The organism is Eudoraea adriatica DSM 19308 (assembly GCF_000382125.1).
Classification (GTDB): domain Bacteria; phylum Bacteroidota; class Bacteroidia; order Flavobacteriales; family Flavobacteriaceae; genus Eudoraea; species Eudoraea adriatica.
The window spans coordinates 586,162-603,960 of record NZ_KB907547.1; the positions used below are offsets into that span (position 1 = coordinate 586,162).

At 38.6% G+C, this 17,799-nt stretch carries 18 protein-coding genes; 11 read left to right on the forward strand and 7 right to left on the reverse strand.

The genetic code is table 11. The features are described from left to right. Positions 1–29 precede the first annotated feature (29 nt). The 6 genes from G504_RS0106290 to G504_RS0106320 form a co-directional block, all read right to left on the reverse strand. Entirely contained in the window at positions 30–2,198 is a 2,169-nt protein-coding gene (locus G504_RS0106290) for a peptidase domain-containing ABC transporter (RefSeq protein ID WP_019669303.1), read from the reverse strand. 377 nt (positions 2,199–2,575) lie between these two features. Next, the gene (locus G504_RS0106300; RefSeq protein WP_205619657.1) at positions 2,576–3,253 is read right to left on the reverse strand and encodes a CPBP family glutamic-type intramembrane protease; all 678 of its coding nucleotides are present in this window, start codon (positions 3,251–3,253) and stop codon (positions 2,576–2,578) included. Between the two features lie 242 nt (positions 3,254–3,495). Next, on the reverse strand, positions 3,496–3,654 hold the full coding sequence (locus tag G504_RS19615; protein WP_019669306.1) for a hypothetical protein: 159 nt from the start codon (positions 3,652–3,654) through the stop codon (positions 3,496–3,498). Between the two features lie 37 nt (positions 3,655–3,691). Further along, positions 3,692–3,850 (reverse strand): hypothetical protein, encoded by a 159-nt coding sequence (locus tag G504_RS19620; protein WP_019669307.1) that lies wholly within the window; start codon positions 3,848–3,850, stop codon positions 3,692–3,694. A 21-nt stretch (positions 3,851–3,871) separates the two neighbouring features. After that, a complete protein-coding gene (locus G504_RS19625) occupies positions 3,872–4,030 on the reverse strand; it encodes a hypothetical protein (RefSeq protein ID WP_019669308.1) in 159 nt (52 codons plus the stop codon). Between the two features lie 109 nt (positions 4,031–4,139). Then, on the reverse strand, positions 4,140–5,309 hold the full coding sequence (locus tag G504_RS0106320) for an HlyD family secretion protein (protein ID WP_019669309.1): 1,170 nt from the start codon (positions 5,307–5,309) through the stop codon (positions 4,140–4,142). 612 nt (positions 5,310–5,921) lie between these two features. Between G504_RS0106320 and G504_RS19125 the strand changes: the two genes are divergently transcribed. From G504_RS19125 to G504_RS0106365, 9 genes are all read left to right on the forward strand, one after another. After that, entirely contained in the window at positions 5,922–6,680 is a 759-nt protein-coding gene (locus G504_RS19125) for a hypothetical protein (protein WP_019669310.1), read from the forward strand. A 115-nt stretch (positions 6,681–6,795) separates the two neighbouring features. Beyond that, positions 6,796–7,965, forward strand: a complete 1,170-nt coding sequence (locus G504_RS0106330) for an MFS transporter (RefSeq protein ID WP_026348429.1) — start codon at positions 6,796–6,798, stop codon at positions 7,963–7,965. Positions 7,966–8,030: 65 nt separating this feature from the next. Further along, positions 8,031–9,158, forward strand: a complete 1,128-nt coding sequence (locus tag G504_RS0106335) for a flavin-containing monooxygenase (protein WP_019669312.1) — start codon at positions 8,031–8,033, stop codon at positions 9,156–9,158. Positions 9,159–9,251: 93 nt separating this feature from the next. Beyond that, positions 9,252–10,301 (forward strand): proline iminopeptidase-family hydrolase, encoded by a 1,050-nt coding sequence (locus G504_RS0106340; protein WP_019669313.1) that lies wholly within the window; start codon positions 9,252–9,254, stop codon positions 10,299–10,301. A gap of 152 nt (positions 10,302–10,453) precedes the next feature. Beyond that, positions 10,454–10,978, forward strand: a complete 525-nt coding sequence (locus G504_RS0106345) for a GNAT family N-acetyltransferase (RefSeq protein WP_019669314.1) — start codon at positions 10,454–10,456, stop codon at positions 10,976–10,978. A 50-nt stretch (positions 10,979–11,028) separates the two neighbouring features. After that, a complete protein-coding gene (locus tag G504_RS0106350; RefSeq protein WP_019669315.1) occupies positions 11,029–11,367 on the forward strand; it encodes a hypothetical protein in 339 nt (112 codons plus the stop codon). Between the two features lie 100 nt (positions 11,368–11,467). Continuing rightward, positions 11,468–11,890: a VOC family protein gene (locus G504_RS0106355; protein ID WP_019669316.1), complete on the forward strand. Its 423-nt coding sequence runs from the start codon at positions 11,468–11,470 to the stop codon at positions 11,888–11,890. Position 11,891: 1 nt separating this feature from the next. Beyond that, positions 11,892–14,126: a CehA/McbA family metallohydrolase gene (locus G504_RS0106360; RefSeq protein WP_019669317.1), complete on the forward strand. Its 2,235-nt coding sequence runs from the start codon at positions 11,892–11,894 to the stop codon at positions 14,124–14,126. A 63-nt stretch (positions 14,127–14,189) separates the two neighbouring features. Next, entirely contained in the window at positions 14,190–14,582 is a 393-nt protein-coding gene (locus tag G504_RS0106365; protein WP_019669318.1) for a group III truncated hemoglobin, read from the forward strand. Between the two features lie 30 nt (positions 14,583–14,612). Here the strand turns inward: G504_RS0106365 and G504_RS18330 are convergent, their stop codons facing one another. Beyond that, positions 14,613–15,473, reverse strand: coding sequence for a sugar phosphate isomerase/epimerase family protein (locus tag G504_RS18330; RefSeq protein ID WP_019669319.1), 861 nt, complete (start codon positions 15,471–15,473; stop codon positions 14,613–14,615). A 163-nt stretch (positions 15,474–15,636) separates the two neighbouring features. On the opposite strand from G504_RS18330, the gene G504_RS0106375 reads away from it, so the two are divergent. After that, on the forward strand, positions 15,637–16,632 hold the full coding sequence (locus G504_RS0106375) for a sterol desaturase family protein (protein WP_019669320.1): 996 nt from the start codon (positions 15,637–15,639) through the stop codon (positions 16,630–16,632). A gap of 288 nt (positions 16,633–16,920) precedes the next feature. Further along, positions 16,921–17,781: a UDP-2,3-diacylglucosamine diphosphatase gene (locus G504_RS0106380; RefSeq protein WP_019669321.1), complete on the forward strand. Its 861-nt coding sequence runs from the start codon at positions 16,921–16,923 to the stop codon at positions 17,779–17,781. The last annotated feature ends 18 nt before the right edge of the window (positions 17,782–17,799 follow it).

Genomic DNA, 17,799 nt, shown 5'->3' on the forward strand with positions numbered 1-17,799 from the left:
CAATTGTTTTAATCATGCGAACTATCATTCTAAAAGGACTGCGGCAATTGTTGTTGCCAGAGTTTGTGGTAGATGCCTTTTCTTTTGTAAAGCTCACTATGTGAGCCTTGCTCCATTACTTTGCCCTTGCTTAGTACTACTATTTTATGGGCCCTGAAAACCGTACTCAATCTGTGGGCTATAATCACGGCAGTTTTGTTTGTCTTATTGAAGCTTTCAACCGCCTTTTGGACATAGTTTTCCGAACTGCTGTCCAGAGAGGAGGTTGCCTCATCCAATACTAAAACTTCCGGTTCTTTGTACATGGCCCTTGCAATGGCAATGCGTTGTTTTTCACCACCAGAAAGGGTAGTGCCATTCTCCCCCAGATAGGTATTAAAGCCATTTGGGAGATTTTCGATAAAATCTAAAATGCCAATCCTTTTACAGATATGAATAACCCTTTCCATTTCAGGGGCAAATTCACCAACTGCAATATTTTCTATAACGTTGCCTGCGAATAAATCTATTTTCTGTGGAACTACAGAAATTATGTCCCTTAGACTGCCGTTGTCGACGTGTTTTAAATCAATTTTCCCTATGGAAATAGTTCCTTTTTGAATGGGATACAGATTATGTAATAAAGATATAAGCGTAGATTTTCCGGAGCCACTTTCCCCTACTATGGCAGTAATTTTACCCCTGGGGATAACTAAATTTAATTTTTTAAAAACCTCAACCCTGCTGCCATATCTGAAGGTGACATTTTTGAAATGGATATCGCCATGATTTGGTTTTTTAATTTGAATTCTGTTTTCATCTGCCTCCCTTTCCAGATCCATTATCTCAAATAAGCGCTCTGCTGCAATCAGGGCATTCTGTATTTCCCTGTTGGATCGGATAAGACCGGCTACCGGTCCTGTAAAATAGCCCACAATGGCATAAAAAGACATTAATTCACCCGGCGTAATATTTCTATTTATGACAAAGTAAGAACCGCTCCACAAAAGAATGATGGTAAACAGTTTGGAAATAGAATCACTTCCGGTAGCGGAGAATACCGAGTTTAATGCTGAGCTATACGCTGTTTTTAACAAGCTTATAAATTTGGTTTCCGTCTTAATATTGGCAAAGCTTTCCAGCCCAAATCTTTTAATGGTAGCTACAGCATTAAGGGATTCTACTAACTGACTTTCCAATTCTGCTGATTGTTCCATAATCCTTCGTTCCGTTTTTCTGTTTAGTGAGTTAACAATAAAATAAACGGCCGCATAAACCGGAATAACGGTTAACATAATTAATGCCAGTTTCCAGTAGAACGAAAACATAATGCCAAAAGAAAAAATAATTATAAGCACGTTTACAGTAAGATTTAAAGAAACCCCATTGATAAATGTTCTGATTTTAACTGCATCATTAATTCTTGAAATGATTTCACCAACGCGCATTGTGTCAAAGAATTGCTGGGGTAGTTTTAATAGATGTTTGTAATAACCCAGAATAAGGCGAACATCAATCTGCTGCCCTGATTTTATCAAAAAAACATCCTTAAATACCCCAATGAGCAGCTGTAAAACCAGCAAAAGGAGCATTATGACACTCAATAGATTTAATAACCTGGTATTGCCACCAATAAAAACGAAGTCGGTTAATTTTTGAATGTAAATTGAGGTTGAAAAACCCAAAAGCGTGTATACAACAGCTCCGGCAAAGGCCTGCAGAAGCACCCACTTATGCGGTTTTAAAAGAACCCAGAAGCGCTTGTAAACCGAGGTTTTTTCATTGCCCCTGGAAAAATTCTCTTCAGGTTGCAGGAGCACCAAAACCCCTGTCCATTCTTTTTGAAACTCTCTATGCGTCTTTTTTTGGAGCCTGCCTAAAGCAGGATCCATAATAGTAATATGCCGCTTATTTACTTCATAGATTACAATATAATGATGCAATACATCTTTCACCACTACATGAGCTATTGTGGGCTTGGGTATTTTAAAAAGGCTGTCGAAATCTCCCCTCACTCCTTTGGCACCAAAACCCAATTTTTGTGCGGCTTCAAGAAGACCCAAAACATTGGTTCCTTTCTTATCAGTCCCAGCATATTGCCGTATCCTGGCTATAGGCATTTGAAGTCTATAGTGCGAAGCAACAGATGCTAAACAGGCCGCTCCGCAATCTGTGATATCGTGCTGTTTAATGGTAATTCCTGCCATAAGTTTGCGCATAAGTGAACAAGATAATGGATGAGGCTGCAGCCAGGCTGCAAATTGACCTGAATTAATACGACGAAACCACCTCTGCTATGAAGTGGTTTTCTTTCTTATTATTTATACCAATCGGATAAAACTACACTGCTAACAATATAAATAGGGGATATTTTTGTAAAATTTCCCTGATTTCCGCGCCTATATTACGCCCATTATTATAATCCGTTTTTGTGCCTCCATTAATAGTTTGAAGATCAATTGGTCTTAGCTCTTTTATCGTCATAATTTTTATTTATTAATTAAACATATACTCCAGACCCCATTGCGCAACTGGATGTCCATACCAGCTAAGATCATCACATTCACTGCATAAACTCCACATAGTACATGATAATTTACAGGCCTGATAGTGCAGGCAAGATATTGTTAAGGCCATGAAATAGACAGGCATAGATAAAACCGTATTTAATCCTTATATAGCCGTTTATAGATGCAGATACTAATTGAGGAAACAGGAGTAATGGAAAAAGCAGGAATTTACCAAGTGTTAATTCTGCAAAATCTAAATGGAGTAATGCAAAAACTATTATAGAAAAATAATAGATCCATCTGAAATTTGCATCCCAAAAATTTGAAAGATTTGAGGAATACCTGTTGGATATAAAATAAGTGAGCAGGGCAATTAGAATTGAAATGATAACTCTAACCCATAAGTGTTCTTCAATATCTAAATGCCTTACACGGTAACCCAATCTGGAGATAAGGATATAGGATAGTAGTAAAATTGAAATTGATAAATATTTTGGTTTAAAAACAAGTGACAATCTAAATATTGTTTCCTCAAGAATTGGCCCGATAATTACCGCATATAACATAAAATTCACAGGTGACATCATTTCCCTGATTTTAGCTGCGGGAGGGTTGTCTAAATCAATCCATGTGGTCACTGTTATAACCCATAGTATCAGGAAAAATAAATGGATTAAATAAAATGTTAGAATGGATCTTAGATTCTTTTTTACATCGTAGGATCTGATTAAATTGTTATCCGGTTTCTTTACAAAATTGAACACTATTTTTATTTTCCGGACTACAATTTCTTTAAAGGAGATTTTGTTTTGATTATTCATAGAGAGCAGGTACTAATAAGGTATTGCTTAAACAGCGTTATATGATTTAAAAAGGTTGGTATTGGTAACCCCCGTAAATTTCAGAATTTGGTTATATCGGGCAACTATGGCATAAGGTGAATTGGTTAAATTGTAAAAAAGCCACTCCGGATAACAGGAGTGACTTTTAGAGTCTATAAATCTTGTTAACCTCGAACAAGACCAAAACACCAATCCACGATATCAGCAAAGGTCTGGACACCATGCCTGATATGATTGCCAACTGCATAGCCAAAACCATAGTCGCTTTTGGCGCCGCCATTGATTTCTGTTACTTCGCTTGTTTTTAGATGTCTTAGTTCCATATTTATTAAGTTTAAATTGTTATAAAATTCAAATTATTTAATGTTTCTCCACGCCATTGATTCCATCCCAAAATCCATGGGCAAAATCGAGACCTCTCCCGGCCATATCGCCTGCCATAAAAGCCAGGAGTTCATACCAGGCAGGTTTATAACCGCCTGTTATATCTTTTAATTCATTCTTATCTAAATTTTTCATGCTATTTGTGCTTTCATTAAATTAGAATAATTCCGTTCCATTCTTAAAACCCTTCCACCAGGCAGATACCGTTCTGCCGACAACTACGGCCGTATCTGTAATAAACCTTGGTGGTGCCCCGGCAAAGCCACCCTGAACATACTGTAATTCGTAAAAACTCAGTTCTTTTAAATTTTCCATCTTATATAATTTTCGTTACACATTAAGTTAATAACCCTCCATTGCGCACCTGGACGATCTGTTACCAGCTAATATCAAGGCTTTCACCGCATACCACCTGCATACAGATTTAAAATAATTGGTGCGCAAGAGAATTATTAGCCGGATTTAACCAATCATTCATTTTATCATAAAGCAAGTCGAAAAGCGTACGCCTGCTCAACATAAAATTTGCGTTAAGGGTCATCCCTTTTTTTAGATTCCCCCTAAAACCGTTTTCTAACAAAAGGTATTTCTGGTCCAAACAGCAACGTACTTTAAACACAGATTGACCTTCAAGAAATTCAATGTCTTTTCCTATCTCAATTACTTTCCCGCTTGCAAGGCCCCATTGGCTATAATTATAAGCATCTACCTGAAATTTAGCAGCGAGCTTTTCGGTAATAAGGCCAATATCTGCAGGACTTACATGGCATTCCACCAGCAGGTCTGTATCCGGGGAAATCTGAGCCAGTAAAGTACCTGCCGTAATAAAACTTCCCGTTTCCTGTTGCTTTATATTAAGCAATGTACCGCTTACCGGAGCAGTTATCACAAACCTGCTTTTACTATCCAAAAGATGATCATACTTTACCTGCAACTCTTTAAGGGTGCTGTTGTACTGTGATAGTTCTGCCTGCCATGCATTTTGTTGCTGATTCCTGTGTTGGAATATTTCAGATTTCGCCAGGTCGTATTCAAATTTGTGATTGTCGTATTCTGCCCTGGCAATTACCCCTCTTTCATATAGCGGCCTATACCGTTCATAGTCACGCTTTATCTTTTGCAATCGAATCTGAAGTTCTCCCATCTTTTGATGATAATGCAGGTAACTTTTCCGATACCTGGGCGAAATGATCTCGGAAAGGCCTGCTTTTTTATCCGTTAAAAGCAGGCTTAGATCATTAATATAGGAACGTGTTTCCCGGGTTTGAAAGACAGTAAGGTTAACTTTCTGGTCAATTCCCTGATCGTTAATCATTAATAGTGTGTCTCCTTTAGCCACCTCCTTATTGTTGAAAAGTCCGTTGTAAATTACCTGCCCGGAATTTATAAGGCTAATATCCACCCGCTCCATATTAGGTTTAATAATCCCCCTGGCCCGGGAAATGACATCTATTTTTACAAAAGGCAGTGCTATAAATACCCCAAAAAGGATAAACAGAAGGATAGAATATATGCCTTTGCTTCTGGTGCTGTGTTTAAACTGATGTACTTCAGCGGTGTTATCAAGGATCTCCCTGGGAAAAACCTGTTTCATAGTTCATTAATGCTAGAAAGTAACCTTTTTACGGGTATAGTATCTTTAAGACAATATATCCCCATCAACTGCAAAGAAGGTGCAAAATGCCCGGGAGTTTCAATCAAAATTGTGGTGCCTTAGAAAATCATAAACGCCGCTGGATTTAATGAAGTCCTTTTTTGGAATAGTCCACACATGTAGGTGACTATTAAATGGGGATAAAATGCGCCTGAAAGTCCGTTTGCCTTACTATTCTGCGGGCATATTAGGTATATTTATCCATATCTTGATTTTATAAAGAACAATACCATATGCATACAGCATCCTAAAAACAGGTTCAAAAGACCTAGAGAACTGAACGTATTGTATTGATAAAAAGAGAAGGGATTTTCATTATTGTCGGAATCAGAAGATCCTACTGTTATAGTAACCTTACTCTGCTCTTTTGTTCTTTGGTTATTAACTATATAATTAATCAATGACAAACTTAGGATGGCTATAAGTAGCCCCCCAGAGGTAGACAGGTTCTTAGTGCTTTAGCTTAACCACATCTTAGCCTGAGCACTTATCCTTCAATATTTATAGCATCCCAGTTGTATAAAAATTATACCTTTAAAGAAACATCTGCCGATGCTCAAATTCTTTCGCCGAATCCGACAGCAACTTCTAACACAAAATAAATTGAGTAAATACCTGCTTTATGCCATTGGCGAGATCATTTTGGTTGTCATTGGAATATTAATAGCCTTGCAAATCAACAATTGGAATCAAGATAGAATTAGAAAACAGGAAGAGTTTAATATTTTAAAAGCTATCAAAATTGGTCTCGAGAAAGATAAAAGAGATATTCTTTATAACACTAAACGAATTAATTCAAGTATATCTTCAGCTAATAAAGTGATATATGCCCTTGAAAATGAACTGCCATATAATGATTCAATAGCAATCTGTTTAGGCGATTTAATGTTCCCTGTAATGTTTGTACATTCAACTAGTGCCTTCGAAACACTTAAATCTAAAGGCATAGACCTAATTAAAAATACTGAATTAAGAGAAAAAATAATTGATGTTTATGATGCTGGCTATACTTTTTTCTTAAAAAATGAGGTTTTGGTTTTAGATGAGGCCGAACGAGGACTAAAAGATGTTTTCTCAACAAGGTTTCATGAAGCCTATGTTTATGGCCTTGACAAGCCAGGCTATGAACCTAAACTTACACCCTTAAATTATAATGCCCTTAAATACGATCAGGAGTTTATTTATTTTCTGAAAACGTATAAAAACAGACTCAATATTTTATTGAATTTTCATTATAGGGGTAGATTGCAACGAGACGTTGAAATACTTACAGAATCTGTAAATAATGAAATTGTGGATTTAAAAGAATAACAAACTTAAGATAGCTATAAGTAAAGCCCCAAAGGTTGTTAAGCTTATAAGGTTAAATACTAACCTGCGCAACTACTGCTAACCCATGCGTTGCGTTGAATTAAATAAACCAAGTGTGAAACAGTCCAAGTTTATACTTTCGATAATTGTAATTGCGCAGTTCTGCTGCATATCGCTTTGGTTTGCAGGGAATGGTGTAATGAGTGATCTTATGGTGGTTTTCAGCCTTAAAAGCACTGCATTGGGGCACTTGACATCGGCTGTGCAATTCGGGTTTATTCTGGGCACCCTTATCTTCGCCATTTTAACTATTGCTGACCGTTTTTCCCCGTCCAAAGTGTTTTTCAGCTGTGCATTACTCGGCTCCCTGTTCAATGCGCTGGTAATATGGGAAGGAAACAGTTTAGCTAGTATCCTTTTGCTTCGATTTCTAACAGGTTTCTTTCTGGCGGGCATCTACCCGGTAGGGATGAAAATAGCTGCGGACTACTATGATAAAGGATTGGGCAAGTCGCTTGGCTTCATAGTTGGAGCACTGGTAGTTGGTACTGCATTTCCACATTTGGCAAAGGGAATGACCGGTGGGTTTCATTGGAAATATGTGCTGCTCCTAAGTTCATCTCTTTCGGTATTCGGCGGTTTATTGATGTTGGCCATGATTCCCGACGGTCCCTACCGAAAACCCGGAAATAAATTAGATCTATCTGCTTTTTTCAGCGTATTTAACTATAAGGGGGTTCGCTCTGCAGCCTTCGGCTATTTTGCACATATGTGGGAAGTGTATGCTTTTTGGGCATTTGTGCCTGTCATCTTAAAGACATATGCCATGGAACATTCTGGAGCTGTATTTAATATTCCCTTATGGTCATTCCTGGTTATAGGAATAGGAGGATTGGGCAGTGTGCTAAGCGGGTATCTCGCACAAACAGCAGGAACTAAACAAGTGGCATACATAGCACTACTCCTGTCATGCTTATGTTGTCTCGTTTCTCCGTTAATGTTTGAGGTAACATCTGAAAGCTTGTTTATAGCATTTCTTCTTTTATGGGGAATGGCTGTTATTGCAGACTCCCCCCTTTTCTCCACGCTGGTGGCTCAGAATGCATCTGCGGAAATTAGGGGAACGGCTCTAACAATCGTAAACAGTATTGGTTTCGCAATTACAATAATTAGTATTCAGCTACTAAATGTTTTGCAGGATTCGATGAACCCAACGCATATATATACATTATTGGCATTAGGACCAATTTTAGGTTTGCTAGTATTATACGAAAAGAAAAAATAAGTGCGCCCGGCAAAACCTGAAATGCATTAAAAAACAGTAAATTCAAAGCTTCAAACTCAGACGTAATGAATGTCCAAAATCTTATTATCGGGGCCGGCCCTGCCGGTTTGGCAGTCGCGGGGCGTTTTAGAAAAGCAGGGCTGGATTTTGAGATACTTGAGCAAACCAATAAAATTGCGTCTAAGTGGCATACCCATTACGACAGGCTTTTGCTGCATACGGTTAAGTCATTATCGAGCCTGCCACATCTGGATTTCCCGCCAGATTATCCACAGTATATCCCCAGGCAGCAATTGGTCACCTACTATGAAAATTATGCCAAACATTTTGACATTAATCCGCATTTTAATTGCGAGGTAACTGCTGTTTTAAAGAAAAATGGTTTATGGCAAATAGAATGCACCAACCAAAAAACATTTGAAGCTCAAAATGTAATTATTGCCACCGGTTTAAATAGAATTCCGAATATTCCAAATTGGAAAGGAAAGGACATTTTCGAAGGTGAAATACTACATGCAGCATCCTACAAAAACCCCTTAAAATTTAAGGGCAAAAAGGTTTTAGTAATAGGGATGGGGAATACAGGTGCGGAAATTGCCCTGGATTTAGCCGAAGCAAAAATAGATGTAGGTATTTCTGTAAGAAGTGAAATTGTGGTTGTTCCCAGGGATTTTTTAGGAAGGCCCATTCAACTCACGGCTAAAAAGTTAGCCAAATTACCTTTTCGCTTAGGCGATGTAATTGGAGCACTGGTGCGAAGAATAACCTTTGGCAATATTGGAAAATACGGGCTTCCGGTTTCTAAAATGCATCCAAGGATACTCATTCAGGAGCAGGGAAGAACGCCAATAATAGATTTGGGGACTATTGCCAAAATTAAAAAAGGGGAGATCAGCGTTTTTAAAGATGTCCTTGAATTTCATGAAAATACCATCCGTTTTGCCGACAATAAAATTGAAGATATTGATTCGGTTATTTTAGCCACAGGTTATTACCCCGCGATCACTAAATTTCTGGAAAATACGGATTCTGTTCTAAATTATGCAGGGGAACCTGCAAACAAGGTTGCCAAAGGAGAGCAAAAAGGTTTGTATTTTATTGGCTATGATAAATTTACCTTAGGGGGTATTTTGGGTACTTTAAAAAACGATTCAGCTTTAATCCTGAAAAGTATAAAAAACGACTCTGTATAATAGATTAGTCCTATATTTATTTATCTTATATTATCGATAGCTGCCCTTATCCGGGGGCGCTAAATCTGAAAACTGATTAAAACCGTAATCATTATGAAAAATTTTGGCTTAATTCTTTTTGTATTTCTAATCCTTCAAAGCTGCGAAAATAAACAGGAAGGGCTAAAGGCAAATGTCAAAAAAAGCAGTTATCTGGATTATTCAAATCGGGATGATAAATTAAGCGGGGGCGTGAAGATGGTTCCTGTACAAACCACAGCAGGGGAATTTAACGTCTGGACGAAAAGGATTGGAAACAACCCTGACATGAAGGTATTATTACTGCATGGCGGGCCGGGTTTTACCCATGAATATCTGGAAGTCTTTGATTCGTACTTTCCAAATGCTGAAATTGAATATTACTACTATGATCAGCTCGAATCTTTTTATAGCGACATGCCTAATGACAGTACCCTTTGGAGTGTAGACAGATATGTAGATGAGGTAGAACAGGTTAGAAAAGCACTAGGTTTAAACTCAGATAATTTTTACCTCTACGGAAGTTCCTGGGGTGGAATCTTATGCATGGAATACGCGCTAAAATACCAGCAAAACCTAAAAGGTCTTATTATATCTAACATGATGGCATCTATCCAGGATTATGTTGCGTATGCCAATGATGTCCTTGGCCCACAATTACCCCCGGATGTATTGGAAGAAATCAGGGATCTGGAAGCAAAAGGTGATTATGCTAATCCAAGATATTCTGAGTTAATTTATAACAACTATTATCCGAAACATGTATTGCGAATGCCCCTGGAAGAATGGCCAAATCCTGTTAACAGGGCTTTTGCCCATGTAAATATGGATTTCTATGTAAGCATGCAAGGTCCCAGTGAATTTGGAGTGGTGGGCGATGCAAAGCTGAAGAATTGGGATGTAAAAGAAGAACTTTCAAAAATTACCGTTCCGACCTTGGCTATTGGCGGGGCTTATGATACCATGGATCCAAAGCACATGGAATGGATAGCTTCAGAAGTTCAGAACGGACAGTATTTGCATTGCCCCAACGGGAGTCATTTGGCCATGTACGATGACGCAGAAATCTATTTTGAAGGTTTAATAGGTTTTATTAAAAATGTAGACCTGGAAAAGTCCAAATAATGGTTAAGCAAGAGAGAACAGAGTTACTTAGGGCTTACCTAATGGTAGTGACAATTTTGCATTTCATACAAGGCCTTAATTTCTATTGCATTAAAAATATAAAATCCCAAAAGCGTCTCCGGACAAATGAATGAATTCAACAGAATTAAGAAATGCAAAAAATTGAAATAAGATTCGCCAATAGTACGGATGCCGAATATATTGCCTTATTAGGCAGAGTAACTTTTCAGGAGACATTTGGGCATTACTTTAGAGATAAAAACGATCTGTTGGAATACTATAACCGGACTTTCTCTGTAGAGAAAATCAGAACTAGTTTAGAAAAATCCGATAGTGTTTATTGGCTCTCTTTAGTAGATGACCTTCCGGTTGGTTATGCAAAACTAAAGTTGAATTCCCCAACAGATTTCAGCACCTCCGCAAACATCTGTCAATTGCAAAAAATATATGTTTTAAAGGATTTTCTTTCTATGAAAATTGGTTTGGAGTTACAAAATAACTTACTGGCAACTGCAAGTGAAAAGGGGTTTCAAAAAATTTGGCTATCTGTTCTTGGAAGTAATGAGCGGGCAATTAATTTTTATGGTAGGAGTGGCTTTGAAAAAATTGGAGATCATGATTTTCAAATAGGAAAAGAGCACTTTAAATTCATAGCAATGCTCAAAAGTTTGAAATGAAAACACCATGGCCATTGCAAACCTCGCTTACCATTTAATTTGGATAAAACATGAATCATTCCAATAAACTTCTTGCCATTAAACTGGCACATACGCTGATCTGGATATTCTTTGTAGTTGTGATTTTCTATGTGGTATATTCAGGAATCACGGGCAATATTAATACCTATACCTGGCTTGGGATAGGATTCGTTATTGGGGAAGGAATAGTTCTTTTACTATTCAAAATGTTTTGTCCATTGACTGTTTTAGCAAGGAAATATTCGGATTCGCAAAAAGACAACTTCGATATTTTCCTTCCAAATTGGTTAGCGAAACACAACAAATTAATTTTTACAACAATCTTTCTATTAGGACTGGTACTGGTTGTGATACAAACTTTTTTTTAGTTTTAATCTGAAGGGTGAGCAGTGTCAATTGCAGCCGAATAATCTGCAAAGTGTTATGAAGAGAAGTCACAAAGTAATCCTTTTTGTGTAACTTGATAAAATGAACGGAGCTGAAGAATTTGAGATAAGTTTTCTGGATCATGTGGCTATCCGTGTTGCAGATATAGAGGTTTCTGCCAAATGGTACGAAGATGTCCTTGGGCTTAAAAAATATCAATTAAAAGAATGGGGGCCATTCCCTGTTTTTATGCTGGCCAACAAAACCGGGCTTGCCTTATTCCCGGCAAATAAAACAGATGAGCCCATAGATCAGAAGTCCAAAAACGTTGGAATAGATCATTTTGCGTTTAATGTTACCAACGAAAATTTTGAGAAGGCAAAAAGGAAGTACACTGCGATGAATTTGGAATTTACGATCCAGGACCATCACTATTTTATTTCTTTATATACGAAAGACCCGGACGGACATACCGTTGAACTGACTACAATGGTAGTTGATGAAAAATCATTTTATAAGCCTTAAGATGAAAACAGCCGCAATTATTGTTTCGTTAGTATTTTCATTAATTTTTGTGACACCCTCATATGGGCATGATGGTCATGCAGATCCTGTTCTTCAGGAAATAAATGACTATCTCATGGCCATACAACTGATGCGGATTAAGGACGCAGCCGCTGCTAACATTTTTAAAACCTGGCACGAACTTAGAACTGAATCCTGGGAGATACGCAATCTTACGGATGAGCAAAATCTGTTGATCAGCGCAGAGACTGTAATGAAGCAAATAAGCAAGACCAGGGCCAAACAAAAACAGCTGTTGCAGGAATGCCGTGCCTACTTTGCCAAATTAGTTGAACAAGGCCCTGCCATTCGTTTTATTGTAAACCAATCGATAACTGCCAGTTGGGACTCACCTGCTTTGGAAGTTCAGGAAGGGCATTTTAAAGTTGTGTTGGTTGAAGTACAAAACAACAGTACTTCCAAAGTACAACTCAGCATGAAAAGCGACTACAGTGATGAGATCTTATTTTGGAACAAACAATTTTCATTAGAAGCCAATGCCTCCAGATTCACCTTTGTGGTATTGTCTCCACTAAGCGCAGGCAAAGTAAGGAGCACCCTGCGGATCAATGATGACGTTGGCCGGAAAGCCGAGGCCATTCTCAGTTTTAATGCAATTCCCATGACCGAAAAACCATTTGTGCTTACTCCCGACAGCATTCCTACCCATGTTGTTGTTCGGGGCTATAGTGGTCATCCGATTGACAAGGAACCTGATTTTGCTGAATCTATCAATTTTAGCATTACCGACAAAGTAAGCGGGGAGCCTCTAGCGGCAAGGGTAGAAGTGAGTGACAAGCAGGGAAACCATTATTGGACTCCCATTAACGGGCCTTCATTTGCTGTGAACAGATATTCCGAATGGGGTTGGCATACGGCACTTTGGGAATATCAGCCTGGTCCCTATTTCTATTTACGGGGTAAAGCTGAACTGGGGGTTAGTCCAACTGGGAAAAAGGCCAAAATCTATCATGGTTTTGAATATATTCCGGCTAAAGTGGAAGTGCCTGAACAAGGGAATGTAAATATTGCTCTGGAACGATGGATTAATATGCCGGAACTAGGATGGTACTCTGGTCAAACGCACATACATACCACAGATATCGGTATTCCTGTTCAGTTCAGTAACTACTGGCCTTTGATTTCGCAGGCAGAAGACCTCCATGTCTCCTCTATATTAACTTTAAAAGGGGAATGGGAAACACATGCCATTTATGCCGATGAGTACCCGATTGGTAAAAGGAAGGCATTTAGCACCTCTGATCATATAATTACCTATGGGGAAGAGTTTCGCAACAATCCATATGGACATCTCGCTTTTATAGGGCTTAAGTCCTTAATACAACCTATTAGTACGGGTGCTTTAGGCGAATTAGGAGGTCCAGACTACCCTCCTAATGCCTGTATTCTGGAGGATGCAGTTGCTCAGGGTGCCACAACTATTGCCGCCCATTTTGGTAATTTCACAGAAGGTGTTGATCAGATCAGAACGGGCTGGCCTTCCACAGGGTTTGAGATGCCTGTTGATATTGCTTTGGAAAACATACATATGGCTGAGATTGCCGGTAATGGCGGGCAAATGAAAGTCTGGTATGACATCCTGAATTGTGGGTTTAAAATTCCCGCAACGGCAGGTCCTGACTGGGCTATTAAGGATACACCGCGCGTTTATGTTAATCTGGAGAATGAGGAATTTACGCTGGATAACTGGAGGAGGAACTTACAAAGGGGTAAAAGTTTTATAACCACCGGCCCCATGATATTCTTTAAAGTGAATGGCGAGCAGCCCGGAAGCACCCTAAATGTTGAAAAGGGCCCTGTTTCGTTAGAAATAGATGCCAGGGCGCTTACCCCTGATGGGAGAATACCCGTTGAAATAGTATATAATGGAGTTGTGGTTTTAAGTGGTACAGAAGTTCCCGGTAAAATTACCCTGGAAGATTCTGGCTGGATTGCCGCACGTTGTGAAGGGGCACATTCCAATCCTGTTTATATCCATTTTAAAGACAGGCCTGCCGGTTATGCTGAACCGGCTGAAAAATTTATCACGACAATAGATCGTCTGTCTGAATGGGTGAATACCAAAGCCTTATTTTATGATGAAAATCAAAAAAGAGAAGTACTTGAGGTCATTGGTAAGGGAAGAGCGGTTTACGAAAATATAATTCAAAGGGCCGCGGAATTAAAGAGAAAGTAACTAATTTTCATTGCACCGTAATTTATGATAGAAATTTAATAGCTTATTTAGTTTATAAGATAAATGAAAGACATAGAAAACAGGAAGGATGTTGAAAATTTGGTAAACGAATTTTATACCAAAGTTCTTAAAGATGATAAAATAGGTTTCTTTTTTAATAAAATTACCGCAATAGACTGGGAGAAGCATTTTCCCATTATGTATGACTTTTGGGAAACCATATTATTTGATAGGATAAAGTACAAAGGCAACCCAATGACCAAGCACATAGTACTTAGTAAAAAGGAACCGATGACTTCAGAACATTTTGAAAGGTGGCTGTTGCTTTGGAATGAAACGGTGAATGAAAATTTTATGGGGAACAGGGCTGCAGAGGCAATCAGGAGAGCTCAAATGATAGCAGATCTTATGAAATTCAAAATAGGCATTAGCGGTGATGTAACCCCAATAAAATAAATCACTGCATAAAACAGAATTAAATTTGCCCTATTGGTAAGCTAATTCAACTTGCCTTCGGATGGTTTGAAAGGCCATTTTTCCCTGGGTGGATAGGTCTTTCCATCGACATTCAATTACTATTTTTCCTTGATACCCTTCTTTTTTGAGGGCGGTTAAGTAAGGTATAAAATCATCCCCCTTTACTCCCGGAGGAGTACGTCCTTCCTTTTCGGCCAGCTCGCAGTATACCGCATAACCTTTTGTTCCCGCAATTGCATCAGGAGATTCCTCCTCTTTTAGCATATGATAAATGTCTACGCACAACCGAAAGTTTTTATGGTCTACAGATTTCACTACAGCCAACGCCTCCTTTAAAGTGTTGATAAAATTACATTCCGTGCTGTTCAGGTTTTCAAGGGCGAGAATAATATTATATCTCTCCGCTATTTCTGCTACTTTCCTCGCCAGTTCAATGAACTGTTGTTTCGCTTTTATCCGGGAGAACCCTTCAGGAACTCTGCGTGATCCACCACTCCCCCAGGTAATCAAGGTCAGACCGGCTGCCTGTGCGCGCCGGAGAACGATTTCAACAAAGTCTAAAACGGCTTTTTCATCGACATTTGGCCCTACTGCTTTAAGGTCTCCCGGAATAAAAAGATTACAGGCATATAAGGGGGTTTGCAAGTTTTTAATAGTTTGCAGTTGGTCCTGGAAATCCTGATCCGATACATTCCTTGGGGAAAGTATTTTGGGTGTAGACTCTACTAAATAACGAAAACCGCATTCCACAAGCAGGCTGTCATTCTCAAGCTCCTGTACGACTCCAATTTCCGGTATCGCTATTTTCATTTGCGCCTGTGACGTAAGTCCGGTAAGAACCATCAGGCTAAGAATATAAATCTTTAGCATCAATTAAAAATACAATAATTCAGGAAATGATTGTATTCGCTGTCTGAACATCGGGCATACGATATTTCTCTGCACTCGCGGATAAAAGAAAGTTACATCAAAAAAAATAGTATCTTGAAAATCCGACCATAAAAACAAAGGGGTATTAAATAAAATCAATTTTATGGAACTTCTGGAAACACTGTTTGATGAGCTAATTAATTTTCTTGGAATTTCACAGGTGCTGGAACTTTTAGAAGCAGGAGATTATGCGGCCTTCAGAACCTATGATGGCATAGTTTCTCTGATCTATCCCATAATTCCACTGCTGGTAATCCTAGAGTTAATTTTAGGGTTTATCTATAAAAACCCTCAGGCCAAGGTATACAAAGTCAATTTCCTTATTTATATCTTCAACAGGTTTGCAGGCAGATTTATTGCCATTGCCATGGTAGCTTTTTGCATTGGGCTCTTTCAGCCATTGGCACCTTTTCAAACCAGTTTAACATGGTATTGGTTTATCTATGGCTATATTGTCTGGGAATTCGGGCATTTTCTTTACCATTACTGGGGGCATAAAGTACGGCTGTTCTGGTGTCTGCACTCTACGCATCATGCTCCGGAAAACATGAACCTTACCGTTACTTATGCACACTTCTTTCTGGAAGCTCCCTATGCCGATACGATACGAACTACCGTTTGTATTTTGCTGGGAGTGCAACCCGAGCTTTTGTTTTTAATCATGTTTATAGATGGCACCTATGGGGCGTTTATTCATGTTGGTGAAAATCTTTTAAAAGATGGCAGGCTTGGCTTTTTAAACAAGTTTATCCTGACACCTTCCCACCATAGGGTCCACCATGCGCGCAACCCGCTTTATATGGATACCAATTTTTGTAATCTGCTGAATATATGGGACAGGGTTTTTGGAACATACCAGGATGAAGAAAAGGCTGTTAAAGTTGAATACGGAATTACGAGGGAGATGGACTCCGGGAATTTCCTGGATGTCTATTTCGGAGAAATTGTGGCCCTATTCAAAGACGTATACAAGGCCCCCGGCCTGAAGAACAAATTCTTATATATGGTTATGCCCCCGGGATGGGATCATGAAGGTGATCACAAAACTGCCAGATTGATTCGCAACAGGTATCTGATGTCAGGAGAAATAAAGGATTAGATACCAGATTAAAACCAAAAAATCTTTTTAATAATTAATAAATATTAGCTATCTAACTGCAAATATTCGGAAGATTTCATAACACTTACTTAACCAAATCGTAAAACTCAGATTACGGAAAAGGCCAAATTTAATCTTAACCTTTGTGCATACTGATTTTCATGACATGAAAATTATCTTGGCTTATGTATCCACTTTGGTAGTCAACTTCCTAATTACCCTGTTTAGGACCTACTACTCCCCGCTAAAATTCAAGAAATTTACTAAAAACCCCAGAACAATCTTTACATGAAAAAAAGACCTGTTGACATTGTGGTCATTTCCGATGTGCATTTAGGCACCTACGGATGCCACGCCGATGAACTCTTTAAATACCTTAAGTCGGTTAGGCCCAAGCAGCTTATACTTAACGGGGATATAATAGATATCTGGCAATTCAAGAAAAGGTACTGGCCCAAATCCCATATGAAAATTATTAAATTAATTATGGAATGGGTAACTAAAGGAGTTAAAGTACACTATATAACAGGAAATCATGACGAGATGCTACGCAAATTTGTAGGCCTCAAACTGGGAAAATTCAGTATCTCAAATAAAATTGTGCTTAATGTTAGTGGTAAGAAAATATGGATTTTTCATGGTGATGTATTTGATGTTAGCATGCAACATGCAAAGTGGATAGCAAAGCTGGGGGCAATAGGATATGACTTCCTTATTCTGCTAAACAGGGCCGTCAATTATATTAGCAGAAAAATGGGAAGAGGTCGGGTTTCTATGTCAAAACGCATAAAAAATGGCGTTAAATCTGCCATTAAATTTATCAACGATTTTGAACAGATCGCCGCTGATATTGCCATTGAAAATGAATTTGACTATGTTATCTGCGGACACATCCACCAGCCTGAAATAAAGAAAATAAGCAACTCCAAGGGATCAGTTACCTATCTTAATTCTGGTGATTGGATAGAAAATCTTACAGCTCTGGAATATTATCAGGGAAAATGGAGTTTATACCACTATGAAAAGGATCTTTTAGTCAGGGATCAGCAAGTGGAAGAAAAGGAGCAAATAGAAGTCCTTGAAAAAGGAGAGTTATTTAAAAGTCTTGTGGAAGAGTTTCGGTTTTTAATTCCAAAAATAGACCCATAACCACTGCATCTTTCAAAT

Bases quoted from the DNA above. Each gene is read 5' to 3' on its own strand.
- G504_RS0106290 (WP_019669303.1), bottom strand. From the start codon at position 2,198: ATGCGCAAACTTATGGCAGGAATTACCATTAAACAGCACGATATCACA.
- G504_RS19615 (WP_019669306.1), bottom strand. From the start codon at position 3,654: ATGGAACTAAGACATCTAAAAACAAGCGAAGTAACAGAAATCAATGGC.
- G504_RS19620 (WP_019669307.1), bottom strand. From the start codon at position 3,850: ATGAAAAATTTAGATAAGAATGAATTAAAAGATATAACAGGCGGTTAT.
- G504_RS19625 (WP_019669308.1), bottom strand. From the start codon at position 4,030: ATGGAAAATTTAAAAGAACTGAGTTTTTACGAATTACAGTATGTTCAG.
- G504_RS0106320 (WP_019669309.1), bottom strand. From the start codon at position 5,309: ATGAAACAGGTTTTTCCCAGGGAGATCCTTGATAACACCGCTGAAGTA.
- G504_RS19125 (WP_019669310.1), top strand. From the start codon at position 5,922: ATGCTCAAATTCTTTCGCCGAATCCGACAGCAACTTCTAACACAAAAT.
- G504_RS0106335 (WP_019669312.1), top strand. From the start codon at position 8,031: ATGAATGTCCAAAATCTTATTATCGGGGCCGGCCCTGCCGGTTTGGCA.
- G504_RS0106340 (WP_019669313.1), top strand. From the start codon at position 9,252: ATGAAAAATTTTGGCTTAATTCTTTTTGTATTTCTAATCCTTCAAAGC.
- G504_RS0106345 (WP_019669314.1), top strand. From the start codon at position 10,454: ATGCAAAAAATTGAAATAAGATTCGCCAATAGTACGGATGCCGAATAT.
- G504_RS0106350 (WP_019669315.1), top strand. From the start codon at position 11,029: ATGAATCATTCCAATAAACTTCTTGCCATTAAACTGGCACATACGCTG.
- G504_RS0106355 (WP_019669316.1), top strand. From the start codon at position 11,468: ATGAACGGAGCTGAAGAATTTGAGATAAGTTTTCTGGATCATGTGGCT.
- G504_RS0106360 (WP_019669317.1), top strand. From the start codon at position 11,892: ATGAAAACAGCCGCAATTATTGTTTCGTTAGTATTTTCATTAATTTTT.
- G504_RS0106365 (WP_019669318.1), top strand. From the start codon at position 14,190: ATGAAAGACATAGAAAACAGGAAGGATGTTGAAAATTTGGTAAACGAA.
- G504_RS18330 (WP_019669319.1), bottom strand. From the start codon at position 15,473: ATGCTAAAGATTTATATTCTTAGCCTGATGGTTCTTACCGGACTTACG.
- G504_RS0106375 (WP_019669320.1), top strand. From the start codon at position 15,637: ATGGAACTTCTGGAAACACTGTTTGATGAGCTAATTAATTTTCTTGGA.
- G504_RS0106380 (WP_019669321.1), top strand. From the start codon at position 16,921: ATGAAAAAAAGACCTGTTGACATTGTGGTCATTTCCGATGTGCATTTA.